Source organism: Phenylobacterium sp. LjRoot225 (genome assembly GCF_964252855.1).
Taxonomy (GTDB): domain Bacteria; phylum Pseudomonadota; class Alphaproteobacteria; order Caulobacterales; family Caulobacteraceae; genus Phenylobacterium.
This window is the reverse complement of record NZ_CAXUPL020000002.1, coordinates 396727-419865: the sequence shown is the minus strand read 5'-3', so window position 1 is coordinate 419865 and position 23139 is coordinate 396727. Positions and strand designations below refer to the sequence as shown.

The window sequence follows — 23139 nt, the reverse complement described above, 5'->3', positions numbered from 1 at the left end:
GTCTTTCCTGTCTTCATAAAGTCGGCAGGCGTCGCGTCTTACCAGCACAGGCCTTCATAGGTGACGCCCGGGACCTTCGACAGGTCGTCCAGCCCGGCCAGATCGATGACCTCGTGCGAAGCCAGGCCTTCTAGCAGGGCCGGCCGGTCTTCAGGCGCGATATGGCCGATGACCGCCACCCTGACGTCGGCGAGGGCGGCTTGCGGGCTGCCGACCAGCAGCCGCTCCAGGTGGGGGATTTCCCGGTCGATATAGGCGCGGTTGGCGCCGGTCAGCCGGGCCAGCTGAACGTACTTGTCGTAGATGCGCAGATCGAACCCCTTGCCGATCAGCTTCTCGGCCAAGGCCACGAACGGCGACTCGCGCAGATCGTCGGTGCCCGCCTTGAACGCCAGGCCGAACAGGGCGACCGGCTGGCGGCCATGTCGCGCGATGGCGGCGTAGGTCCGCTCGATGATCGCCGAGTTGGAGGGGAGCAGCTGCCGGAGCAAGGGCGCGGGGAGATTGCGCTGGTCGGCCAGGGCCAGGAAGCTGCGGACATCCTTGGGCAGGCAGGAGCCGCCGAAGGCGAACCCCGGCCGCAGATAGGCCGGCGAGATGTTGAGCACCCGATCCTCACAGAACAGGCGGAAGGCCTCGCGAGCATCGACGTCATAGGCGCTCAGGATGGCGCCGGCCTCGTTGGCGAAGGCGAGCTTGAGCGCGTGGAAGACGTTGGAGAGGTGCTTCACGCTCTCGGCCACGCGATAGGGAACGACGTGCACCGGGGCGGAGAGCGGGGCGTAGAGGCTCCGCAGAAGCGCCGCGTCGTCGCCGGCTGGCGCGCCGATCACCGTGAACGGCGGCTTGTTGAAGTCACGGATGGACGAGCCTTCGCGGAGGAATTCCGGGTTCGAATAGAATCCGAGGTCCGCGCCGAGCCGGCGTCCGCTGGCCGCCTCAAGCAGAGGGATGGCGAATTGCTCGGCGGTCCCGGGCGGGACTGTCGAGCGCATGACCACCGTATGGCGACCCGACTTTTCTCGCAGGGCTGCGCCAATCTGCGTGAGAACCTTCTCCACGGCGTCGAGCGAGACGGCGCCGTCCGGCGCGCTGGGGGTGCCGACGCAGATGAAGGAGACATCCGTCTCCGCCACGGCGGCGGCGACGTCCGTCGTCGCCTTCAGCCGCCCCAGACGCACGGCGTCGGCGACCAGTTCGTCGACGCCGTCTTCGACGATCGGCGAGTGGCCGGACGCCAGCATGGCGACCTTGTCGACCGAAATGTCGACGCCGACGATCTCGTGGCCCAGGCCGGCCAGGCAGCCGCAGGAGACCACGCCGACGTATCCGGTCCCGAACACGGAGATCCGTCGGCCCGCGAAAGCGGGCTCAGGCGGCGAGACCGTGTCCGCGACCGTCCTGGGTAGCGCCTGCGTTTCCATCTGTTCTTCCGTCTCTGAGGTGCGGGCCTGCGGGCGCGCGCCGGGCGCATACAGGGAAGGACTCGGCACAGCTCTTCCGAACCCGACGCCATCGACGGCGAGCCTGCCGCCGCGCCGCCTCCGGGGCCCTATCTTCTGATCACTGGAGGCGTCGGATGGCTGTCTGCCCGGGGATCAGCCCCGGGACACTCTAGGCTGGCGGCTGCGCCGCGTCGGCCGGTCCGGCTGCGGTTCGTCCGAACTCACGTCTGCGGCGCCGCGCATCTGCGGCGGCGGCCATCTGCGACGTCTCCGCCTGGCCGACGCGGTCTTCCCATGCCAGGGCGTCGCGCACGATCAGGTCGAGGGCGTCGTAACGTGGTCGCCAGCCGAGCCGCTGTTTCAGTTTCGCCGAGTCGGCGACGACCGCCGGCGGATCGCCGGGCCGCCGCGGCAGCTCCATGACCGGCAGCTTGCGCCCGCAGGCCCGCTCGACCGCATCGATGACCTCGCGCACCGAGAAGCCGTGACCGTAACCGCAGTTGTACGCGCTCGACTCCCCGAGCGCGCGCAGGTGGTCCAGCGCCAGCGCGTGGGCGGCCACGAGATCGCTGACGTGGATGTAGTCGCGCACGCCGGTGCCGTCGGGGGTCGGAAAATCGACGCCGAAGATCCCGAGGTGCGGCAGGCGGCCGAGTGCAGTCTGGCAGGCCCGCTTTATGAGGTGGGTGGCCCGCGGCGTGGACTGACCCGTCCGGCCCAGAGGATCGGCGCCCGCGACGTTGAAATACCTCAGAGCGACGTATCGGAGGTCGCTGGCCTGCGCGGTGTCCTGCAGCACCCACTCGATCATCAGCTTCGAGCGGCCATAGGGATTGATCGGCGACTTGTCCGCGGTCTCCTCGATGCTCGCGGTCTCCGTGGCGCCGTACACCGCCGCGGTCGACGAAAAGATGAAGTGATTGACCCCGGTCTCGACGCAGGCCTCGATCAGGTTGCGCGAATTGGCGGTGTTGTTGGCGTAGTAGCGCAGCGGATCGGCGACGGAGTCGGGAACGACGGACGAGCCTGCGAAATGGAAGACGCAGTCTATGCCCTGCTCGGTGATGAGCTTGCCCACAAGGCTGCGGTTGCCGACGTTGCCGTGGACGAAGCGGGCCTCTACGGGAACCAGGTCGCGAACCCCCGTCGAGAGGTTGTCGAGGACGACGACGTCCTCGCCACGTTCCAGCAGCGCCAGCGCCATGTGGCTTCCAATGTATCCGGCGCCGCCGGTCACGAGAGCTGTCATGTGGCGCGCCTCCAGGGCGTGGACGAGGGCGAGGGGATGTGGGCCCGACCGGGAGGAAGCCTAGATTGGAGCTCGTCCTCGCTTCTCATCAAAGGACGGGACGGATCCCGCTTTCCGCCGCGCGCTCGCCTGCGTCTGCGCAGGGTCGCCGCCGGCGGCTTCAGGCTCACTCCGCCGCGCCGGGAAGGTGCTCCATGCGGAGCTCAGCCGGATCCGGCGAGGACTGGCGCTGCGGTGCGCGCTCGGTCGCTTCGGCGACCAGCTCCAGCCAGTTGCGGTACAGGCCCACCGCCTGGGTTCGCCAAGCGGCCGCCGGCATGAACCCATCCGTGATCTCGTCGTAGGACTTGAGGACCTCGGTCACCCGGCCGCGTCTGGCGGCAAGCGACAAGACGTGGAAGGCGTGCTCGATCTTCGGATCGAAATAGGTCTGAGGACACGGGGGGGAGGCGGCCTGCTCGCCGCGCAGGAACCGGCCGAGGTCTCGACGGTATTCCCGCATGAGGCTGTCGGGGTCGTACTCCGGATGCCCCTGCAGGAACAGGAACACGCTCGGGCCGTCCCGCAGGAACATGTCGACCCCCACCTGGGCCGACCGGGTCAGGATCTGATATCCGTTGTTGGCGAGGTCCTCAGCCGGCAGGCCGTAATGCCGCGAGTGGGGATTGAACACCGGATCGGCGATGCCGGATGTCAGCGGGCTGTCTGCAACGCGCTCGAACGCGAACACCCCCGAGACCTTGGAGTTCGCACGGCGGCGCTCGATTCCATCCAGGTGCAGCACCGCGGCGTGCGCCGCGAGACAGGAGAAGATCGCCGACCGGGTGTTTGTCCGCGCCCAGTCGACCAATCGGGTGAAATCGCGCCAGTAGGGTTCGTCGACCAGGTGCTGGGCGCGCGGCTCGCAGCCTGTGACGATCACGGCGTCGGCGCCTAGCTTTTCCAGCCTGTCCGTCCAGGCGTAGCGCTCCCGGAGCGTCGCGCGGGCCAGGTCGCCGCGCGGGATGCCGGGCAACGCATAGAGCGCCAGCTTCACCTCGCAGGAATCGCCCGCGGCTTCCGCGAGCAGGGCGGAAAACTGCCGCTCGGTCGCCAGCAGGGCCGCGTCGGGCATGTTGTTCACGAGCGCGATCGTCAGCGCCGGCTTGGCGGAAAAACTGCGGCTCGGGCGATCGGCGGCCGGCGTCGGCGCGCGCCGCGTCGGTTCCTTGGCGGCCGGCTGTGGGTTGACCCGTTCACGCGGCCGCGGCCGCCGCGCGGCTAGCGCCTGATCGAGGTCCTCGAGGATGTCGTCGATGTGCTCGATGCCGACGCTCAGGCGGATCGTTTCGGGGGTCACGCCCGCCCGGGCCTGTTCCGCAGGCGACATCTGCCGATGGGTGGTCGAGGCCGGGTGGCAGGCCAGCGACTTGGCGTCGCCGATGTTGACCAGTCGCTTGATCAGCTTCAGCCGGTCGTAGAAGGCGGTCCCGCAGTCATAGCCGCCCCGGACCCCGAAGGTCAGCAGCGCCGGCGGTCGCCCGGCGAGATACTTCTGTGCGAGCGCATAGTAGGGGCTTTCCTCGAACCCCGCGTAGCTGACCCATTCGATCCGCGCGTCGGCGCGCAGGAAATCGGCCACCCGGCGTCCGTTCTCCACGTGCCGCTCGATGCGGAGCGCGACGGTTTCGATCCCCTGCAGCAGAAGAAAGGCGTTGAACGGCGAAAGCACCGCGCCCGTGGTGCGCTGGTAGACGCTGCGGCAGCGCGCGACGAAGGCCTCGTGCTCGTACCGCTCGGCGTAGACCAGGCCGTGGTAGGATTGGTCGGGTTCGTTGAACAGGGGGAAGCGGCTGGCGTGGCGCGCCCAGGGGAAGGTCCCGGCGTCGACGATCACCCCGCCCAATGTCGTTCCGTGGCCGCCGAGGTACTTTGTCAGGGAGTGCACGACGACGTCGGCGCCGTAGTCGATGGGCTTCAACAGGATCGGCGTCGCCACCGTGTTGTCGACGATCAGCGGCACGCCGGCGGCGTGCGCCGCGGTCGCGATCGCCTCGATGTCGCAGATGTTGCCGGCGGGATTGCCGATGCTCTCGCAGAAGACTGCGCGGGTGTTCTCGTCGATCAGCTGCGCGATATCGGAGGCGCGATCGCTGCGGGCGAACCGGCCCTCGATCCCCTGGCGCGGCAGGATGTTGGCGAGCAGGGTGTGGGTCGCGCCGTAGAGCTGGGGCACGGAGACGATGTTGCCGCCCGCATCGGCCGCCGTGAGGAAGGCGTAGTAGCTCGCCGCCTGGCCGGAGGCCACGGCGAGCGCCGACGTGCCCCCCTCGAGGTCGGCGATCCGCTTCTCCAGCACGGCCAGCGTCGGGTTGCTGATGCGCGAATAGCGGTAGCCCTCCTCCTCCAGGTCGAACAGGGCGGCGCCGTGGGCGGCGCTGTCGAAGGCGTAGGACGCCGTCTGGTAAATCGGGACCGCCACAGCCTTTGTCGCGGGATCGTCCTGGAAGCCGCTGTGGATCGCGATCGTCTCGGGGCGCATGCGCCTACTCCCTGTGCGGCGTTCCGGCCCGGGGGGCGCTCCCCTTCGCAAAAGAGGTCGCGCGGCCGCGGAAACCCGATCAGGAACACCTGAGCCTGAGGCGAGCTTAGGCTGCCCGCGAGACGCCAACCTCACCAAAGGATGTGATATGGGCGCAGTTCTGAACCCCGGGATCGCGGCGGTCGCGCAGGGCGAAAGCGCCAACAAGGCCTGGCTGCGAGCCCTGGAGCTGACCGGCCGGATCGCGCGCGCGCCGGATCGCGTTCTTCCCCAGGTGGTCGAGGAGCAGGCGCTCGCCAGGCCGGGCGCGCCGGCCCTGCTCTCCGATGCGGAGCAGCTGACTTATCGGGATCTCGCCGTCCGCCTGCGCCAGTATGGGCGGTGGGCGCTGGCGCAACGACTGGGCAAGGGCGAGACCGTCGCGCTCATGGCGCACAACCATCCAGGGTACATGGCGGCCTGGCTGGGCCTCTCAAGCGTCGGCGTGGTGGTCGCCCTGATCAACCCCAGCCTTCGTGGCGAGGCCCTGGCGCACTGCCTGGCGGCGGCCTCGCCCAGCCGGTTGATCGTCACGGACGAGTTCGCCGACGCCGCCCGCGAGGCGGCCGCCCGCTTATCCGAGCCGCCGGAGGTATGGTTGCTGGGATCCGGAGAGGGGCGGCGCATCGAGCCTGCGCTGGCGGCCCTGCCGGAGGAGCCGCTCACGCCCGCGGAGCGCCGGGACGTCAAGGTGCGCGACGGCGCCCTTCTGATCTACACCTCGGGAACCACTGGCCTGCCGAAGGCGGCGCGCGTCAGCCATCACCGGATCATGAGCTGGAGCTGCTGGTTCGCCGGCATGCTGGACATCCGACCCGAGGACCGGCTCTACGACTGCCTGCCGATGCACCACAGCGTCGGCGGGGTGGCGGCGCTCGGCGCGGTGCTGGCGAGCGGCGGATCGGCGGTCATCGCCCGCAAGTTCTCCGTCAGCCGCTTCTGGGACGAGGTCAGCGGCTGGGACTGCACCCTCTTCCAGTACATCGGCGAGCTCTGCCGCTATCTCGTCAAAGCCCCGCCGCACCCAAAGGAGCGGCGCCATCGCCTGCGTATCGCCTGTGGCAACGGACTGAGCCGGACCGTCTGGACGGCGTTCCAGGCGCGTTTCGCCGTGCCGCGCATCGTCGAATTCTACGCCGCGACCGAAGGCAACTTCTCGCTGTTCAATGTCGAGGGGGAGCCGGGCTCCATCGGCCGGGTGCCGGGCTTCATGGCCCATCGATTCCCCTCGGCCCTTGTCGTCTACGACCCGGAGACCGGCGCGCCGGCCCGCGGTCCCGAAGGCCGCTGCATCCGCTGTGTCCGCGGCGAGACGGGCGAGGCGATCGGCCGGATCGCCGGCGCCGGGGGCGATCCGGCGCACGGTTTCGAGGGCTACGTCAGCGCCGCGGAGAGCGAGAAGAAGGTGCTGCGCGACGTCTTCGACCCCGGCGACGCCTGGCTGAGAACGGGCGACCTCATGCGCATCGACGAGCGCGGGTTCTTCTATTTCGTCGATCGCGTGGGCGAGACCTTCCGGTGGAAGGGCGAGAATGTGAGCACGACGGAAGTGGCCGCCGCGATCGACTCCTGTCCGGGCGTCGCGGCCTCAGCCGTCTACGGCGTCAAGGTTCCGGGGGCCGAAGGCCGCGCGGGAATGGCGGCGATCGTCGCTGAGCCAGGGTTCGATCTGGAAGACCTGCGGGCGCGGCTCGCCGCGGCGCTGCCGGCCTACGCCCGGCCGCTCTTCCTGCGCCTGGCCCCGGCGCTGGCGATGACGGAGACATTCAAGAAGACGAGCCATCGCCTCGCGGCGGAGGGGTTTGACCCGACCCAGAGCCCAGACCCGCTGTTCTTCGAGGACGCCGCCGCCCAGGCCTATGTGCCGCTCGACGCCGCCCTCTTCGCCCGCCTGGGCGACGGCGCCCTGCGCCTCTGAGCGCGAGCTCAGGCGAGCGCCTCGGCGATGTCCGCTCCGATCGTGTCGAGAACCTCGTCCACGCCGCCGATGACGCGCGCCAGACAGTAGAAGTAGTGGATCATGCCTGGCCAACAGGTGACGCTGGCGCCGATCCCCGCCTCGGCGAGCCGCCGGCCGTAGGCTGCGGCCTCGTCCCGAAACGGATCGTACTCGGCCATGTGGATCAACGCCCGCGGCAGTCCGGACAGGTCGTTCGCGAGCAGGGGCGAGAGCCGTGGGTCGCGCAGGTCCGGCGCCTCCCCGCAATAGTCCCGCAGATCCGCCGCCAGGGTCGCCCGCTCAAGAAAATAGCCCTGGGCGTAGGCGCGCCGGGACGGCGTCTCGTTCGCAAGATCGAGGATCGGGCACAGCAACACCTGCAGGGCGAGGGCCGGCGCGGCGGGATCCTGAGCGATCGCCGCGGCGAGCCCGCCGCCGACGCTGTCGCCGCCGATCGCCAGGCGGCGGACGTCGAGGCCGAGCTCGGCGGCGTGCTCGGCCGTCCAGCGAAGCGCCGCCAGGGCGTCCTCGAGCGCGGCGGGAAAGGGATGCTCCGGCGCCAGCCGATAGTCGACGGCCAGAAGCTTCACGCCCGAGCTCGCAGCCAGGCGGCGGCAAAGGCCGTCGTGGGTGTCCAGTCCCCCGGCCACCCAGCCGCCGCCATGCAGATAGACCAGTCCCGCGGGCGAAGCGTGCGGCCGCGCATAGAGCCGCGCGCGCATCCGCCCGCCCGGTCCGGGCAGGATGAGGTCGCGCGCCTCAACCGCAGCGGCGGGACCGTGGTCGATCCGTTCCGCCAAGCCTGCGAGCATGCGGCGGCGATCGGCGACGCTGCGTGGCGGCCCTGACGCCTGGTCGGAGACCGCCAGCATTCGCAGGAAGCGCTCGGCTCCAGTTTGCAGAGGCACGGTCTCGGCTCAGGGCGTCGGCGCCAGGGAGGAGATGAGCCGATCGATCGCCGCGACCGAGCGGAAGTTCTCCGGGGCGATATGCTCCTGCGGGATCTCGACGTCGAACTCGGCCTCCACGGCAAGCATGAGATTGACCATGTCGAGCGAGCTCAACCCCGCGTCATAGAGCGGCTGGTCCGCGTCCAACCGGGCGACCCGTGTGCGGTTCGCCAGAAGGCGAGTCACGATGCCGAAGATCCTGGCCTCGCTGTTCGCCAGAGCGCGTTCATCCATTGGGTCCGATCTCCCTCGCCCCGAGCGCAAAGCCGCCGCTCATCCAGCCGCATTTCCAGCCCATCCGACGGCGGCCCGCAGTCTCAAAAGACCACGCGGCCCATACTTTGATGCGTTGGCCTCCAGCGCCCTCGACTAGCTTTCGCCGCAGAGGTCAGCCGCTGGCCGACGCAGTTCCCGATACTCGAGGCGTCCATGAACGTTGCCACCAGTCATGCCGCGCAGACAGGCCCGTCCGCCGCTTCCATCGGTCTGGCGGAGACGCCGCAGACGGAAGACATCCTGGTCCGCGCCCGGCGCGTCGCCGCCGTTGCGGAGCAGTACGCGATCGAGGTCGACCGCGACGGTCGCGTGCCGATGGAAGCCATCGCCCAGATCAAGGCCGAGCGTCTGTTCGGCGTCCTTGCGCCGCGTGCGCTGGGGGGAGAGGACGCAAGTCACGCCCAGATCGTCGAGGTCTGCTACATCCTCGGCCAGGCCTGTGCGTCCACGGCGATGATCTACGCCATGCACCAGGTGAAGGCGGCCTGCATCGTGCGGCACGGCCACGGCGCCGCCTGGCACGAAGGCTTCCTGGAGCGGCTGACCGAGGAGCAGCTGCTGCTGGCGTCTTCAACCACCGAAGGCAAGTCCGGCGGCGCGGTCCGCAGCAGCGATGCGGCCATCGTCCATTCGGGCGGGCGCATCCAGCTGGAGCGCCAGGCCGGGGTGATCTCCTACGGCGAAGCCGCTGACGGCCTGGTGACGACGGCCCGCCGCGCCCCTGACGCAGCGTCCAACGACCAGGTCCTCCTGGTGCTCGACCGGCGCGACTACAGCCTCACCCGCACCGGCGGCTGGGACACGCTCGGCATGCGCGGGACGGTGAGCGCCGGCTTCGCGCTGCGGGCGGACGCCGAGGCCGCGCAGATCCTGCCCCATCCCTACAGCCGCATCCACGCCGAGAGCATGGTGCCGTCGGCCCACCTCTTCTGGTCGGCGACCTGGGCCGGGATCGCCACGGGCGCGGTCGAGCGTGCGCGGCGCTTCATTCGCAAGGCGATACGAACCGAGGGCAAGCCGCCGCCGGCCGTGGCCCACCTTGAGAAGGCCATGGCGGCTCTGCGCGGCGCGCGCGCGCTGATCGCGACCACGACGTCGCACTTCGAGAGCATCAAGCACGATCCCGCCGCGCTGACCTCGCTGGATTTCCAGAGCGCCATCACCCTGTTGAAGGTCGACGCCTCGGAACTGGCGGTCCAGGCGGTGACCCACGCGCTGCGCGCCTGCGGCCTCTCGGGGTATCGCAACGACGGCGACGCCAGCCTCTCGCGCCACATGCGCGACGTGCTGTCGGCGCCCATCATGATCAACAACGACAGGATCCTCGCCGACCTGGCGACAACGAGTTTGGTCGTCGAGCTCCCGCAAACCATCTGCAACTGAGGTTACGATGCTCGCGAACGCAATGCTGGCCGAAGACGTCGCCGGACACGACCGCCTCGCCAGGTTGGCCGAGAGCCTGTTTCACCCGACGGGCGTCGATGGCGTCTACGGACGGACGGGCGTTTACGAAAACATCGTCGAGGCGCTGGCCGCGCTGATCAGCTCGCATCGGCCCGTGCGAGCCGAGGTGATGCGCTTCCCGCCGGTGATGAGCCGCAAGCATCTGGAGCGGCACGGCTACCTCAAGAGCTTCCCCAACCTTCTCGGTTGCGTAAGCTGCCTTGGCGGCACGGAACGCGAAATCCGCCAGGTGGTCGACCGCTTCGAAGGGGGCGAGCCTTGGACGGATTCCCTTGAATCGGCCGACCTGGTTCTGAGCCCGGCCGCCTGCTATCCGGTCTACCCCATCGTGGCGATGCGCGGGCCGGTGCCCGCCGGCGGGCTGATCGTCGACGTCGCCTCCGACTGCTTCCGGCGCGAGCCGTCCCGCGACATCGACCGGCTGCAGTCGTTTCGCATGCGCGAGTTCGTCTGCATTGGCGCGCCCGAGGCGATCCAGGACTTCCGGCTTGCCTGGATCGAGCGGGCCAAGGCGCTCGCCGAGGACCTGGGCCTGCCCTACCGCATCGAAGTCGCCAGCGACCCCTTCTTCGGCCGCGGCGGCCAGATCGTCGCCGTCAGCCAGATGCAGCAGGAGCTGAAGTTCGAGCTCCTGATCCCGGTCCGCTCGGAAGAGCAGCCGACGGCCTGCATGAGCTTCAACTATCACCGCGAGCATTTCGGCGAGATCTGGGACCTCGCCACGGAAGACGGCGCGGTGGCCCACACGAGCTGCGTGGCCTTCGGCATGGACCGGCTGGCGGTGGCTCTCTTCGCAACGCATGGAGCGCAGCCCTCGGACTGGCCGACCGCGGTGCGCAACGTCCTGAAGCTCTGAGCCCGACGGCGGGAGGCGCGAGATGAGCGCAGTCGTTTCCACGGCGAGGCCGGTCTCGACGACCTGGACCTTCTTCGAAGGCGAATGGCGCGAGGGCAATATCGCCATCATGGGACCGCGCACCCACGGCGCCTGGCTGGGTTCGACGGTGTTCGACGGGGCGCGCGCCTTCGAGGGCGTCACCCCGGACCTCGACGCCCATTGTGCGCGCGTCAACCGCTCGGCGGAGAACTTCCAGTTGAAGCCCGTGGTCCCGGTCGAGACCTGGATCGGCCTGGCGCTGGAGGGATTGAAGCGCTTCAGTCCCGCGGCCGAGCTCTATATCCGCCCGATGTACTGGGCCGACCAGGGCTTCGGCGGCGGGGTGATGTTCGACCCGGAGACGACGCGCTGGTGTCTTTCGATCTACGAGGCGCCCATGCCGGCGCCGACGGGAAGCGCGATCACGCTCTCGCCCTACCGTCGCCCGACGATCGAGACGGCGCCCGTCGACGCAAAGGCGAGCTGTCTCTACCCCAACAACGCCCGTGGGCTGTTCGAGGCGCGGGCGCGCGGCTTCGACAACTGCATCCAGCGCGACATGCTGGGCGCGGTGGCGGAGCTCGCCAACGCCAACATCTTCATGGTCAAGGATGGCGTGGTGTTCACACCGGCGCCGAACGGCGTGTTCCTGGACGGGATTACGCGCCGGCGCGTCATCAGCCTGTTGCGTGAGGACGGCGTCGAGGTGCGCGAAGAGACCCTGAGCTATGAAGCCTTCCTGGCGGCCGACGAGATCTTCTCGAGCGGCAACTACGCCAAGGTGGCGCCGATGATCCGCATCGAGGACCGGAAGCTGCCGATCGGGCCGATGTTCCTCCGCGCGCGGGCGCTCTATTGGGCCTTCGCGCATGGCGTCGCCGCCAGGCCGGCGCGGAGGCTCGAGCCCGCGCCGCGCGCCGCCTCGGCGCGGCCGAGCGCAGCGGCGCGGATCTGACTGAGCGTGGTCGACGGGCTGATCGCGTCCACGTCGATCTTCAGATGCAGAATCGAGGGCAGGCCTGAAGCCCGGGCGGCCTGGAAGGCCGGGCCGAAATCCGCCGTCGCCTCGACCGTCGCGCCGTAGCCGCCGAACGCGCGGGCATAGGCGGCGAAGTCGGGGTTGATCAGGTCCGTCCCCGAGGTCCGCGTCGGAAACTCGCGTTCCTGGTGCATGCGGATCGTCCCGTAGCTGCCGTTGTCCGCGACCAGCGTGAGGATCGGCAGCTGGTACTGTACGGCGGTGGCGAACTCCTGCCCGTTCATGAGGAAGTCACCATCACCGTTGATCGAGACGACGGCGCGCTCCGGATAGAGCCGCTGCATCGCGACCGCCGCCGGCACGCCGTAGCCCATCGAGGCTGACGTCGGCGCAATGTGGCCTCCAAGGCGGCGAAAGCGCAGGAAGCGGTGGATCCAGCCGGCGTAGTTGCCCGCGCCGTTGCAGACGATGGCGTCTTCGGGAAGGTGCTGACGCAACCAGACCATGACCTCGCCGAGGTTCACCGTCCCGGGTTGGGGCGTCGGCGTCTCCGACCAGGCCAGGTACTCGGCATGGGCCGCGAGCGTCGCCCCACGCCAGGGAATGACCGTCGGGGGCGAGAGGCTTGCGAGAGCCGCCGTGAAACCGGCGGGCGAGGCCTGGATCGCCAGCATCGGCGCGTAGAGGCGTCCGAGCTCCTCCGCGCCGGGGTGGACGTGCACGAGCCGGGACGCGGCGGGGATGTCGAACAGGTCATAGCCCTGGCTCGGAATCTCGCCGATGCGCCCGCCCGCCCAGATCACGAGGTCGGCCGCCTTGATCCGCTCGACGACCCGGGGATTGGGCGCAAGCCCGATATCCCCGGCGTAGCAGGGATGCAGCGGGTCGAAGAGAGGCGCCCGGCGGTAGCTGGTCATCACGGGGAGGGCGAAGCGTTCGGCGAAGGCGTGCGCCGCGGCGCGTGACGCCTCATCCCAGCGCGATCCGCCGAGCACCAGGATCGGGCGCGCGGCGCTGGCCAGCAGCTGCTCGAGCGCCGCCATGTCCTGCGGCCGCGGCGCGCTCTCCACCGGGCGGAACGCCGGCGCGTCGCGCGCGGCGATCGGGATGTTCAGCACATCCTTGGGCAGGGCGATCACCACCGGCCCGGGCCGTCCGGCGCAGGCGGTGTAAAAGGCCCGCGAGACGAGTTCGGGGACCCGCTCGGCGACGTCGATCTCGGTGGTCCACTTGGTCATGGAGCCAAAGACCGCCCTGTAGTCCAGCTCCTGGAAGGCCTCGCGGTCCTTGAGCGCGCGCTCGACCTGCCCCACGAACAGGATCATCGGCGTGGAGTCCTGCTGGGCGATGTGGATCGCGGGCGAGGCGTTCGTCGCCCCTGGCGCGCGGGTGACGAAGCAGACGCCCGGCCGCCCCGTGGCCTTGCCCACGGCCTCGGCCATCATGGCCGCGCCGCCTTCCTGGCGGCAGACGGTGAGCCGAATGGGAGAGTCCCGCAGCGCATCCAGCACGCCGAGGAAACTCTCGCCGGGCACGCAGAAGACGTGCTCGACCCCATGCAGCACCAGCTGGTCCACCAGGGCCTGGGCCGCCGTGCGGAAGATCTGTTCGTGAGCCATTTGCCGTCCTGCGAGCTGGGCGATCAATGCGTGACCGAGTGCTGAGAGGCCGACGTCCAGGCCTTGGCCACCCCTCGTCGGCGACGCCCAGACAGCGTGCGCCGGGATTCGCGGCCGCTCTGGATCATTTGAAATCCGGAGCCCCCGTATTGGCGAGACCCGCGCCCGGCGACCCGGTTTGATTCACCAGCAGGACCAGCGGCAAGGGTCGCCGGCGGCGTGAAACGGAGCTCGGGAATGCGGCCATCGGCCAACCTGCGGGCGGCGGTCTAGATGCTCAGCTTGCGCGAGCGCATCGCCGGGGCGCCGCCGGAACCTGGCGCAGCCCTCGAGGCGTGGGGTCAACGCCTGCCGCTGGCCGAGCTCGCGGCGGCGACCGGCCTGGGATCGGCGCGCGCGGAACTCGCCGGCCGCAGCGTGCTGCTGCGGACGACCAGCCAGCTTGGCGCGGCGCAGGGACTGGTCGAGCTTGACGGCCTTGCCCGCCGGCTCGTGCTCTGTCCGCCGGACCTCGCCGACGGGCATCTGCCGGCGGTCCTCGCCACGGCCGAAATCGACGCGATCCTGACCGACGGGCCCGATCGGGAGACGCCGGATCTGGGCGTCCCGATCCACCGGCTCCGCCCTCCCGTTGAGCCCATCGCCACAGGGGATCGCCCGCAGGCCGCGACCGAGTGGCTGCTGTTCACCTCCGGCACCACCGGGACGCCGAAGATGGTCATCCACTCGCTGGCGAGCCTCACCGGCGCGATTTCGCCGCGGCCGTCGGGCGCGGCGGCGCCCATGGTCTGCGGCACCTACTACGACATCCGTCGCTACGGCGGGCTTCAGGCGCTGCTGCGGGCGCTGGTCCGCGGGTGCAGCCTCGTGCTTTGCGAGGCCTCCGAGCCGCTGAACGAGCAGATGGAAAGGCTCGCGCGCCTCGGCGTGAGCCACCTCTCCGGCACCCCGTCGCACTGGCGCCGCGTGCTGATGTCCTCCGAGGCGAAGGCCATCTCGCCCGCCTATGTGCGTCTGTCCGGCGAGATCGCCGATCAGCCCCTGCTGGAGAGTTTACAGGCCGCCTTCCCGCAGGCCACGGTCGCCCACGCCTACGCCTCGACGGAGGCCGGGATCGGGTTCGAGCTCGAGGACGGCCTGGAGGGCTTTCCGAACGACCTGCTGGGCCGATCCGAGCCGGTCGAGATGAAGGTCGAGGAGGGCAGCCTGCGCATTCGCTCACCGCGCGCGGCCGCCGGCTACGCCGGCCCGTCGGCCCCGGCGCTGGCGGACGCCGAGGGCTTCATCGACACGGGCGATATCGTCGAGCTCCAGGACGGCCGGTGGCGGTTCATCGGCCGCCGCAACGGGATCATCAACGTCGGCGGGCTGAAGGTCCATCCTGAGGAGATCGAGGCGGTGATCAACCGCCATCCGGCGGTGCGCGTGTCGCGCGTGCGGGGCCGGCGCAACCCCATAGTCGGTGCGCTGGTGACCGCAGAGGTCGCCCTGGCCGATCCCCAGGCGGGGGGCTCGCCGGAGCTGGAATCCGCCCTGCGCGCGAGCATCCTCGATCTCTGCCGCAGCCTGCTGGCCCCCTACAAGATGCCCGCAACGATCCGCTTCGTCGCCGGGCTGGCCATGACCGCAGGCGGCAAGGTGGAGCGATCGGATGGCTGAGCCGGCGGATGGACTGAAGACCGTCATCATCACCGGAGCGAGCCGCGGCGTGGGCCTCGCCACTGCGCTTCACCTCGCCGCGGCGGGTTTCCGCATCGTCGCCGTCGCCCGCAGCCAGGGCGAGAGCCTGTCCAGGGCGGCCGACGCCCTGGCGGCGCGGCGCGGCGCTGGGGAGATCGTCTTCCGCGGCTTCGACCTTTCGCAAGTCGAGGACATCGGCGCCTTCGTCCGCGATCTCCGCGGCGAGTTCGGCGCGCCCTTCGGCCTGGTCAACAACGCCGCGCTGGGGACCGGCGGGCTGCTGGCGAACATGCACCTCAGCCAGATCGAGGCGCTGATCCGCCTGAACACCCTCTCGCCGATCGTCCTCACAAAATATGTCGCGCGGGCCATGATGGCGGCCGGCGGCGGGCGGATCGTCAACGTCAGCTCCATCATCGCGTCGACCGGCTACAACGGCCTGTCGGTCTATGGCGCGACCAAGGCGTCTCTGGTGGGATTCACCCGCTCGCTCGCGCGCGAGCTGGGGCGGATGGATGTCACCGTCAACGCTGTCGCCCCCGGCTTCATGGCGACCGAGATGACCAAGACGCTGGACGAGGACGAGCGCGAACGCGTGGCGCGCCGCAGCGCGCTCCAGCGCCTGGTCGCGCCCGAGGACGTGGCCGAATGCATCCATTATTTGATGAGCGACGCGGGCCGTAACGTCACCGGCTCGGTGTTCACGATCGACGCCGGCGCGACGGCTTGATGCGCCCTCTCCAAAACGGCCTGGGCCAGAACAGCGGTCCCGGGCACCCTCGCCGCCGCTAAAGGCGCCTGTCCGCGGCCGCCAGCTCAGAACGGTCGGAAGATCGACAACATCTGCAGGCTGCTGCCGAAGTAGGCGAAGAAGCTCTTCGTGCCGGAGATGTCGACCACGATGATGTCGTCCGCCTGCACCCTGGGATCCGGGGCGCTGCCGTTGCGGATCCTGGACAGGTCGTAGGTCTGACTCGTGCGCTGACCGTCCGCCATCCGGAAGACGGCCACCTTCTTGACGTTGGCGATCCGGGTGTCGGGGCCGTTGGCCAGCGCGATGGCCTGCACTAGGGTGGTTGGGCCGCTGAGGCTGTAGACCCCTGGCTTGACCACGCCGCCGTCGATCGTGACGCGCTGGCTGACGGCCTGCTTCACCAGGACGGTGACCTGCGGGTCGCGCAGATAGCCGCTGTTCAGCCGGTCGGTGAGCACCTTGGTGAGCTCGTCGGTCGTGCGGCCCGCCGCATTGACCGTGCCGACGAAGGGCAGGGTGAACTGCCCGTTGGAGTCCACCTGCACCGTCCGGGTCAGTTCCGGCACCTGGAAGACGACGACCTCCAGGGTGTCGTCGGCGCCGATGCGATAGCTCGAGGTGACCGCCGCGCCCGGCGCCGTGTTCGCCGCGACGGCGGGCAGGGGCGGGGCCGGCTGGGCCAGGCCCGGGCTTGCGGCCGAAAGCTGGGCTGCGATCGCGCTTGTGAGGACCAGATAGCGCAGCATGATCAACCTCCGGGGGGTCACTCGACGTAATACTCGGCGTGCGCGCCGTCGTAGTAGCCGGCGTTCTCCGCAGCCGTCCCGTGGGGGCGACGGTTCAGCACCACCCCGTGCAGCCGCGCGCCGCGGCGCTGCAGGCGGTCCATGGCCGAGCGCACCGCCCGAGGCGGCGTCCGGGCTTGCCGCACCACCAGCAGGGTGGCGTCGCAGAGCGAGGAGATGGTCCAGGCGTCGGTCACCGCCAGCACGGGCGGCGCGTCCAGGATCACGAAGTCGTAGTCGTCGCGAACTCGGCGGAGCATCTCCTTGGCGGCGGGCCCGGAGAAGATGTCGCGGGCGGTGAAGACCGGCGAATCCTGGCCGAGGAAGGTGAGTCCTTCGACCACGTCGTCGTTGAGGGCCGCGCCGGCCTCGGCGGCGCCGTCCAGCACGTCCATCAGCCCGGGCCGGGCCTGGTCCGGCCGCAGGTGGGCGAGGCCGGTCCGGCGCAGGTCGCAGTCGATGAGCAGCACGCGGTCGCCGCTCATGGCCATCACCCGCGCCAGGGCGACGGCGATCACGCTCTTGCCTTCGCCGGCCATCGCCGAGGTCACGCACACGGTGCGCGGCCCGGCGTCGCTCGTCTCGTCAAGCAGGCTCGCGCGGATGTTGCGGATCGACTCGGCGAAGGACGAGGCCGGCCGCTCCACCACATAGTTCCAGGGCGAGGCCGCGGGCACTCGCGAACCCTCGGCCGGAAGCGCAGCGCGCTTGCCCCGACCGGCGAGCCTGGCGCGCTTGCGCCGGCTCGCGCGCGCAGTGAGCTTGGTCGACAGCTCCGGCACCGCTGCGAGCAGGGGCAGGTTCAACGCGCCCTCCACATCTTCGGCGGAGCGGAAGCCGCGTTCGCGCGCTTCGGCCGCCACGACGGCGCCGACGCCGGCCGCCGAGCCGATCGCCAAACCAAGCATCAGAAAGACCGAGGTCTTCGGGAAACTCGGCGTGAGCGGCGCTTGCGCGGCCGAGACGATCCAGGCCCGGACGTCCCCGATGCGCGCCTCTTGGGCCTGTTGCTGGGCGTTTCGGCTGAGGTCGTTGTAGATGTTGCGCTTGGCGTCGGCGGCGCGCTGCAGGCTGAGGGCCACGACATTGGCCTTCGAGTCGATCTCCTGCCGTTCCTGGAGCCGGGCCAGCTGCGCGCGCAGGGCGGATTGCCGCGCCGAGGCTGCGGCGGCGTCGCTCTCCATGCCCCGCACGATCCCGTTGGCGGCCTGGTTGATCTCCCGGTCAAGCCGGGCGAGCTGTTCGTTGATCCGCGCCGAGGCGGGATGCTGCGGGCCGTAGACGGTGGCGATCTGAGCTTGCTCGCGCTGGACCTGCGCCCGCTGCTTGCGCAGCTCCGAAAGCGATTCCGAATTGAGAACCTGCGTGATCGCCTCGACGCCGGCGCTGTGCGCCTGGCTCCGGGCGGCGCTGGCCGCAGCGCGCACCGCGGCGGCGTCCGCCGAGGCCCGCCCGAGCTCGGCGGCCATGGTGCTCATCTGCTGGTCGGTGAGCGTGCCGCCCGTGGCGCTCAAGCTGGCGACGATGCCATGCTCGGCGCGGTAGGCGGCCACCGCGTCGTCGGCTTCGACGACCTGGCGGCCGAGCGGCCCCAGCTCGGCGGTCAGGACGCGAGCCTGGTCGGCGGCCAGCTGGGAGCGCTTGAGCTGGCTCTGCCGCAGATATTCCGCCGCCACGGTGTTCGCGATCTTCGCCGCCTTGACCCGGTCGCGCGATTGCGCGCGGACGGCGACGAGATAGGTCACGCCATCGCGGGAGACGCTCACGCGCTCGGTGAGCGTTTCGGTCGCGGCGAGAACGGGATCGCCCGTGGAGGATCCCGCGGTGAACTCCGGGTCGGAGCCCAGGTTCAGCCGTTGGGCGACCGCGTGGATCACGTCGGGAGAGGTCATCACCTTCACCTCGGTCGCGAAGAGGCTCGCATCGGGCGCCACTGAATTTCGGCTGTCCGCCGACACGGGCGATCCCCGCGGGCGGGGGTCGACCATCACCCGCGCCTCGGCCGAATAGCTCACCGGCAACAGTTTCGCCGCGGCGAAGCTGGCGAGCACGGTGAGCAGCAGGACGGCGAAGAAGATGCGGTAGCGCCGCCGCATCACCCCCAAAAGGAAGCCGAAGGAGAGCGGATCGGGCGGCACGGCGGTCCAGTTCGGAGCGTGGGCGGTGGATGGCGGCCCTGGGATCGCGAGGAACTGGTTTCGTTCGAGCAGGGTCATGTGCGCTCTCGGGAAAATGGTTCGGCGCGCCTGCCGTCGTCAGGCCGCAGGGTCGCAAGGCGGAGATCGAGGCCGCCGGCGGGAGGCGGGCGCCCGGCGCGGCGCAGGCGCGCCTTGGCGGCGGGCGCAGTCGTTCCGGCCGTCGTTGCTGCTTCGGCCGAGATGCCGGCAATCGTAGGCAACAATAGCGGAAACGGGTGTCGCATAGCGAGAGTATATATATACAAAAAATCAGTTAAGTCCCCCACCGTGGGGATGTGGTCGATGGAGGTTGCCGCCAAGAATGAGATCGACGTCGCAACAGGAATGATGATCGGACCGCTTGCGGCGGAGATTATGTCAAAAGATCTGGTGGCGAGCGACCAATGGTCATTCTCGAGCATCTTCATTCCGTGGATTTGCCGCGGATTTACTCGGACGCGCCGTTCGGCGGCGTCGTCAAGCGGGCGCTCGATGTACTCATCGCCCCGGCCGCGCTGATCGTCCTCGCGCCGGTCATGCTGGCGGTCGCGCTCGCCGTGAAGGTGCAGGACGGCGGGCCCGTCCTCTTCGTCCAGCGGCGCGTTGGCCGCGGCGGCGCCGAGTTCAAATTCCTGAAGTACCGCACCATGGTGCCGGACGGCGCGGCCTTGCTGCAGCGCCTGATGCAGGACAATCCCGAAATCGCCCGCGAGTGGCGCGAAAATCAGAAGCTCGCGCGCGATCCGCGGGTGACCATGATCGGCGGTTTCCTGCGCCGCAGCAGCCTCGACGAGCTGCCGCAGCTGGTGAACGTGGTCTTGGGCGATATGAGCATCGTCGGGCCACGGCCGATGCTGCCCGAACAGGTTGAGGTCTATGGCCCGGTCTATGAACGCTATTGCCAGGCGCGTCCCGGGATCACCGGACTGTGGCAGGTCAGCGGCCGCAGCGAGACCTCCTTCAGCCGCCGCTCGGACCTCGATCAGGCCTATCTGCAGGCCTGGAGCATCCGCCGCGACCTTCTTTTGATCCTGCGCACCTTCGGCGCGGTGCTGCGCCAGCGTGGCGCATGCTGACGGCGGCCGGCATCGAGGCCGTGCGGCCGTCTGGCTGTTGCGACGCCGACGCCCTGCCGCGACCGCCGTGCGCTCATCCAGGCCAGGGAGGTGGGTTTCGGCGCCGCACAGCCTGAGACGATGGCCACGGGCCGCCCGGGGATCGCCTACGAGGCCGGCGGAGTGTTCGATGCCATGGCGCCGGTCCATGCCAGCACCTCAGGTGAGCAGGATGACGAAGGGCGTGAGCCGGTGGAAGAAGCCCTCGCGCGAGCAGACGCCGAGCTTGGCGTAGGCGCGCTTGATGTGGGTGCGGACGGTCTCCAGCGAGACGCCGAGCTCCTGGGAGGCCTCCTCGGCGGTGCGGCCGCACATCAGGTGGTAGGCCACGCGGCTTTCGGTCTGGGTCAAGCCGAAGGCGGAATGCAGGTCCGCGAAGCGGAAGGGGAAGTCCTCGGTCGCGCGCAGCAGAGTAAGGCCCACCATGTCGTCGGAGGGGGCGCTCAGGCGGACGGCCGTCAGCACCAGGTGCTCGCCGGCCTTGGCGTCGTGCAGGCAGCAGGTCGACATCTGCGACGCCGCGCCGTCGATCAGCTCGCGCAGCTGGCGGTCGAAACGGTTCTCGCGCGTGCGGATGTGGCCATTGCGGATCAGGATCGAGTTGGGGCCGCTCATCAGGCTCTCGGCCGACGGGTTCAGCCAGCAGACCCTGAGGGCGTCGTCGACCAGCACACGCGCGCGGCCCTCGGCCTCGATCCAGTGCGCCAACGCATGTTCGAGCTTTTCATAGTCGGGGGCGGAGCTGAACCGGTCGGGCCGGTGCGGCTCGGCGAAGGGTTGGCGCTCGTACAGGTTCGCGGTTCGCATTGGGTCGCCTCTTCGCCCAGCGGAGACTGAACAATTGCCACTCTCCGGCGTCGCCCCATCGGACTCTCCCTCAAACGGTAGATGGCGGTGCGGATTTCCGGGTTGCGCCGAGGCGATCTGGCCGGTCGCCCCAGATCTGGGGACGCGGGCGGACGACCGCCGCGCTTGCAATCGCCGGGACAGGAGCAACGACAATGGCGCCGGCGAAGAGCGATGCGGCGGGCCTCGGCGGCGGCCCTCAGAGGCCTGCCTTCGGGCCGGCGATCTGGGCGTGGGGGCCGGCGTGCGGCCTGGTTCTCTGGGCCGTGGGCTTTCTCATTCTGCCCTGGTGGGCGGCGGTCTTCTTGTGGTGGTGGCCGAGCATTCTGTTCGGGGCCGCCCTCGGGCTGGCGACCATTGGGCTTGCCAAGTGGCTCGCCCGCCTCACCGGCGCCCGTGACCGCGCCGCTCGCAGTACGGCGCGCCCAACGCCCCGCGCGAGTCTGGAAACTGTTGCGACCGCGCCGATCAGGCCTGGGCCGACGGGCGCATCAAGCGACCCTCCGACCGGTTGATCTGGCCTGCGACCGGGCGCCGCCTGGCCGGCGTCTGGGCTGCGCAGTACGTGACATAATATCGCAGAGTCTCAGCGGCCGGCTACGCCGTCTCGGCGGAGAAACGCCGATGAGTTGCAGTCGGCTTTATTATCCTCCGATTAGGAGAGTTCGCCTGACGCAATTTCGACATTGTCGAAATTGATAATATCCGCCCGTGCGAGAATGTTAAGTATTAATGGATGGGGTCATCTTGTTGAAAGACGTGACTCCGTGATTTCGCGCGAAGCGAATATATCCTCTTAAATTAGATCAAGTCGTCTTTTCCGAAGACGTCGTTCTGTGGGTTGAGGCCGGCATGTCTTCGGTGGCGGGTGAGGCCGGCGTCGGCGACAGCACGTAGGCGCCAATAAAGTTATATCAAAAGATAGAACTGTCTAGAGAAGAAGCTTAGGTGCGTCATTGGGTCTCACGTCGATCCATAGAGACCTGGGTCGAAGCGCCATAATCTCGTCCCGGTTCCATACAAAACAGATGCCTCACCGATATGAAGATATTCGGTGATGAATATAAATAGTGATCGGGCTACTTCTCATGACCACCGTAATCGAACCGACTCAATGGACGACGAGTACTGACGAAAATAACACGCTCGTCGGTGTTGATGGGTCGAACTATTGGGTGCAGAACGCGGATAAGGCCTACAGCTTCACGACGCCAACACCGGACACCCTCCGGTTTGAGGTGCGCGCTGGCGACGTCTGGTCGGCGGTGGATCCGACCAGCAAGAACCGCTCCGAGATCTCCGGTACGCAGACGTACGCCATGGGGACCGACATCCACGTCAACTACCAATGGCAGGTGGAGCCGGGCGACTCGATCACGGCGCCTTGGTTGGTCGCGGGTCAGTTCCACGAGGTGGCCAATGACGGAAAGTCGCCGCCGTTCGAGATCATGTTCTACGGCAATAACAAGATGACCGTCGTGATCGCGACTGGGTCTGGATATGAGCGCATCTACACAGACACTCAGGATATCGTGCGGGGCCACACGTACGATATGCAGATCGACGCAAATTTTGACGCGACGAATGGGTATCTGCACATGGTTCGCGATGGTGTGACCATCGTGGACTACCGAGGCCCCTTCGGGTGGGCGGACATGGGGTCGGTTTACTGGAAGGAAGGCGTATATCGCGCCGCGTCATCTGAAACGACCGCGATGGAGTACAGTAATCTTAGCATCACGACGGGTGATTCTGTTCCCACCACCAGCCCTGCTACGCCGGCGACCTCCAGCCGGCTTGAGGGAACCTCAGGCAATGACGCGCTGACTGGCGGGGCGGATGTGTCGAACCATATCCGCGGCTACGCCGGCGACGACTCCCTCGTCGGCGGGGGCGGGTTCAACGACATCAACGGCAACACCGGCGCGGACACCCTCGTCGGCAATTCCTCCGTCGGCGACTGGCTGCTCGGCGGGCAGGGCTCAGATTCGATCAACGCCACAGCCTCGACCGGGCGCAACATCGTCAACGGCAACCTGGGCGACGACGCCATCATGGGCGGCTCGGGCGGCGACACTTTGCGCGGAGGCCAGGGGCAGGATCTGATCGTCGGCGGCAGCGGGGCTGACTGGATCAGCGGCGACCTGGGGACGAACACCCTGACCGGCGGCCAGGGCGCGGACATCTTCCACGCGAGCGCGAACGGCGCGGTGGCCTACATCACCGACTTCAACGGGGCGCAGGGCGACCGCATCCAGTTGGACGCGGGCGTGACGCACCAACTGTCGCAGCAGTCCGACGGACTCCACCTCGTCATCGACAACGGCCAGGGCGGTCAGCTGATCCTGCAGAACGTCAGCCAGTCCAGCTTCCAGGCCAGCTGGGTCATCTAGGTGTGCGGCGCGCGGGAGCTGGTCCAGCCCA

General features: G+C 68.9%; 18 protein-coding genes. 8 read left to right on the top strand and 10 right to left on the bottom strand.

Features of this window, described 5'->3' with window-relative positions:
• Positions 1–38: 38 nt before the first annotated feature.
• The 3 genes from ACSQ2B_RS12205 to metA form a co-directional block, all read right to left on the bottom strand.
• Positions 39–1424, bottom strand: a complete 1386-nt coding sequence (locus tag ACSQ2B_RS12205) for a nucleotide sugar dehydrogenase (RefSeq protein WP_436050153.1) — start codon at positions 1422–1424, stop codon at positions 39–41.
• A 190-nt stretch (positions 1425–1614) separates the two neighbouring features.
• The gene (galE, locus tag ACSQ2B_RS12200; protein ID WP_436050151.1) at positions 1615–2694 is read right to left on the bottom strand and encodes a UDP-glucose 4-epimerase GalE; all 1080 of its coding nucleotides are present in this window, start codon (positions 2692–2694) and stop codon (positions 1615–1617) included.
• Between the two features lie 166 nt (positions 2695–2860).
• Positions 2861–5215, bottom strand: a complete 2355-nt coding sequence (gene metA, locus ACSQ2B_RS12195; RefSeq protein ID WP_436050150.1) for a homoserine O-succinyltransferase MetA — start codon at positions 5213–5215, stop codon at positions 2861–2863.
• Positions 5216–5363: 148 nt separating this feature from the next.
• On the opposite strand from metA, the gene ACSQ2B_RS12190 reads away from it, so the two are divergent.
• Positions 5364–7172, top strand: coding sequence for a long-chain-acyl-CoA synthetase (locus tag ACSQ2B_RS12190; protein WP_436050149.1), 1809 nt, complete (start codon positions 5364–5366; stop codon positions 7170–7172).
• Positions 7173–7180: 8 nt separating this feature from the next.
• Here the strand turns inward: ACSQ2B_RS12190 and ACSQ2B_RS12185 are convergent, their stop codons facing one another.
• The gene (locus ACSQ2B_RS12185) at positions 7181–8101 is read right to left on the bottom strand and encodes an alpha/beta hydrolase (RefSeq protein WP_436050148.1); all 921 of its coding nucleotides are present in this window, start codon (positions 8099–8101) and stop codon (positions 7181–7183) included.
• Between the two features lie 9 nt (positions 8102–8110).
• Complete coding sequence (locus ACSQ2B_RS12180) at positions 8111–8377, bottom strand: phosphopantetheine-binding protein (RefSeq protein WP_436050147.1); 267 nt, start codon at positions 8375–8377, stop codon at positions 8111–8113.
• A gap of 195 nt (positions 8378–8572) precedes the next feature.
• On the opposite strand from ACSQ2B_RS12180, the gene ACSQ2B_RS12175 reads away from it, so the two are divergent.
• The 3 genes from ACSQ2B_RS12175 to ACSQ2B_RS12165 are packed head-to-tail and all read left to right on the top strand — an operon-like array spanning position 8573 to position 11715.
• On the top strand, positions 8573–9802 hold the full coding sequence (locus ACSQ2B_RS12175) for an acyl-CoA dehydrogenase family protein (protein ID WP_436050146.1): 1230 nt from the start codon (positions 8573–8575) through the stop codon (positions 9800–9802).
• A 7-nt stretch (positions 9803–9809) separates the two neighbouring features.
• Positions 9810–10739 (top strand): amino acid--[acyl-carrier-protein] ligase, encoded by a 930-nt coding sequence (locus ACSQ2B_RS12170; protein WP_436050145.1) that lies wholly within the window; start codon positions 9810–9812, stop codon positions 10737–10739.
• Between the two features lie 22 nt (positions 10740–10761).
• A complete protein-coding gene (locus tag ACSQ2B_RS12165; protein ID WP_436050143.1) occupies positions 10762–11715 on the top strand; it encodes a branched-chain amino acid aminotransferase in 954 nt (317 codons plus the stop codon).
• On the opposite strand, the gene ACSQ2B_RS12160 is transcribed toward ACSQ2B_RS12165, so the two are convergent.
• Positions 11613–13358 carry a thiamine pyrophosphate-binding protein gene (locus tag ACSQ2B_RS12160; protein WP_436050141.1) on the bottom strand — a complete coding sequence of 582 codons (1746 nt, stop codon included), beginning with the start codon at positions 13356–13358 and terminating at the stop codon, positions 11613–11615. The two genes, ACSQ2B_RS12165 and ACSQ2B_RS12160, sit on opposite strands and share 103 nt — an antisense overlap.
• A gap of 273 nt (positions 13359–13631) precedes the next feature.
• Here ACSQ2B_RS12160 and ACSQ2B_RS12155 point away from each other — a divergent pair, with 273 nt between their 5' ends.
• Positions 13632–15017 carry an AMP-binding protein gene (locus ACSQ2B_RS12155; RefSeq protein WP_436050140.1) on the top strand — a complete coding sequence of 462 codons (1386 nt, stop codon included), beginning with the start codon at positions 13632–13634 and terminating at the stop codon, positions 15015–15017.
• Positions 15010–15768 (top strand): SDR family NAD(P)-dependent oxidoreductase, encoded by a 759-nt coding sequence (locus tag ACSQ2B_RS12150; RefSeq protein ID WP_436050138.1) that lies wholly within the window; start codon positions 15010–15012, stop codon positions 15766–15768. The genes ACSQ2B_RS12155 and ACSQ2B_RS12150 overlap by 8 nt, the downstream gene beginning before the upstream one ends.
• Positions 15769–15854: 86 nt before the next feature.
• Here the strand turns inward: ACSQ2B_RS12150 and ACSQ2B_RS12145 are convergent, their stop codons facing one another.
• The 3 genes from ACSQ2B_RS12145 to ACSQ2B_RS12135 are packed head-to-tail and all read right to left on the bottom strand — an operon-like array spanning position 15855 to position 19182.
• Positions 15855–16538 (bottom strand): polysaccharide biosynthesis/export family protein, encoded by a 684-nt coding sequence (locus ACSQ2B_RS12145; RefSeq protein ID WP_436050136.1) that lies wholly within the window; start codon positions 16536–16538, stop codon positions 15855–15857.
• Positions 16539–16555: 17 nt separating this feature from the next.
• Complete coding sequence (locus tag ACSQ2B_RS12140) at positions 16556–18793, bottom strand: GumC family protein (protein ID WP_436050134.1); 2238 nt, start codon at positions 18791–18793, stop codon at positions 16556–16558.
• Entirely contained in the window at positions 18790–19182 is a 393-nt protein-coding gene (locus ACSQ2B_RS12135) for a hypothetical protein (protein ID WP_436050132.1), read from the bottom strand. The genes ACSQ2B_RS12140 and ACSQ2B_RS12135 overlap by 4 nt, the downstream gene beginning before the upstream one ends.
• A 3-nt stretch (positions 19183–19185) precedes the next feature.
• On the opposite strand from ACSQ2B_RS12135, the gene ACSQ2B_RS12130 reads away from it, so the two are divergent.
• Positions 19186–19830 carry a sugar transferase gene (locus ACSQ2B_RS12130; protein WP_436050131.1) on the top strand — a complete coding sequence of 215 codons (645 nt, stop codon included), beginning with the start codon at positions 19186–19188 and terminating at the stop codon, positions 19828–19830.
• 198 nt (positions 19831–20028) lie between these two features.
• On the opposite strand, the gene ACSQ2B_RS12125 is transcribed toward ACSQ2B_RS12130, so the two are convergent.
• Positions 20029–20676, bottom strand: a complete 648-nt coding sequence (locus ACSQ2B_RS12125) for a helix-turn-helix transcriptional regulator (RefSeq protein ID WP_436050130.1) — start codon at positions 20674–20676, stop codon at positions 20029–20031.
• A gap of 1127 nt (positions 20677–21803) precedes the next feature.
• Between ACSQ2B_RS12125 and ACSQ2B_RS12120 the strand changes: the two genes are divergently transcribed.
• On the top strand, positions 21804–23108 hold the full coding sequence (locus ACSQ2B_RS12120; RefSeq protein WP_436050129.1) for a hypothetical protein: 1305 nt from the start codon (positions 21804–21806) through the stop codon (positions 23106–23108).
• Positions 23109–23139: the final 31 nt, after the last annotated feature.

Coding starts and splice junctions, on each gene's coding strand:
- ACSQ2B_RS12205 (WP_436050153.1), bottom strand. CDS start 1,424: ATGGAAACGCAGGCGCTACCCAGGACGGTCGCGGACACGGTCTCGCCG.
- galE (WP_436050151.1), bottom strand. CDS start 2,694: ATGACAGCTCTCGTGACCGGCGGCGCCGGATACATTGGAAGCCACATG.
- metA (WP_436050150.1), bottom strand. CDS start 5,215: ATGCGCCCCGAGACGATCGCGATCCACAGCGGCTTCCAGGACGATCCC.
- ACSQ2B_RS12190 (WP_436050149.1), top strand. CDS start 5,364: ATGGGCGCAGTTCTGAACCCCGGGATCGCGGCGGTCGCGCAGGGCGAA.
- ACSQ2B_RS12180 (WP_436050147.1), bottom strand. CDS start 8,377: ATGGATGAACGCGCTCTGGCGAACAGCGAGGCCAGGATCTTCGGCATC.
- ACSQ2B_RS12175 (WP_436050146.1), top strand. CDS start 8,573: ATGAACGTTGCCACCAGTCATGCCGCGCAGACAGGCCCGTCCGCCGCT.
- ACSQ2B_RS12170 (WP_436050145.1), top strand. CDS start 9,810: ATGCTCGCGAACGCAATGCTGGCCGAAGACGTCGCCGGACACGACCGC.
- ACSQ2B_RS12165 (WP_436050143.1), top strand. CDS start 10,762: ATGAGCGCAGTCGTTTCCACGGCGAGGCCGGTCTCGACGACCTGGACC.
- ACSQ2B_RS12160 (WP_436050141.1), bottom strand. CDS start 13,358: ATGGCTCACGAACAGATCTTCCGCACGGCGGCCCAGGCCCTGGTGGAC.
- ACSQ2B_RS12155 (WP_436050140.1), top strand. CDS start 13,632: ATGCTCAGCTTGCGCGAGCGCATCGCCGGGGCGCCGCCGGAACCTGGC.
- ACSQ2B_RS12150 (WP_436050138.1), top strand. CDS start 15,010: ATGGCTGAGCCGGCGGATGGACTGAAGACCGTCATCATCACCGGAGCG.
- ACSQ2B_RS12145 (WP_436050136.1), bottom strand. CDS start 16,538: ATGCTGCGCTATCTGGTCCTCACAAGCGCGATCGCAGCCCAGCTTTCG.
- ACSQ2B_RS12140 (WP_436050134.1), bottom strand. CDS start 18,793: ATGACCCTGCTCGAACGAAACCAGTTCCTCGCGATCCCAGGGCCGCCA.
- ACSQ2B_RS12135 (WP_436050132.1), bottom strand. CDS start 19,182: ATGAAGATGCTCGAGAATGACCATTGGTCGCTCGCCACCAGATCTTTT.
- ACSQ2B_RS12125 (WP_436050130.1), bottom strand. CDS start 20,676: ATGCGAACCGCGAACCTGTACGAGCGCCAACCCTTCGCCGAGCCGCAC.
- ACSQ2B_RS12120 (WP_436050129.1), top strand. CDS start 21,804: ATGACCACCGTAATCGAACCGACTCAATGGACGACGAGTACTGACGAA.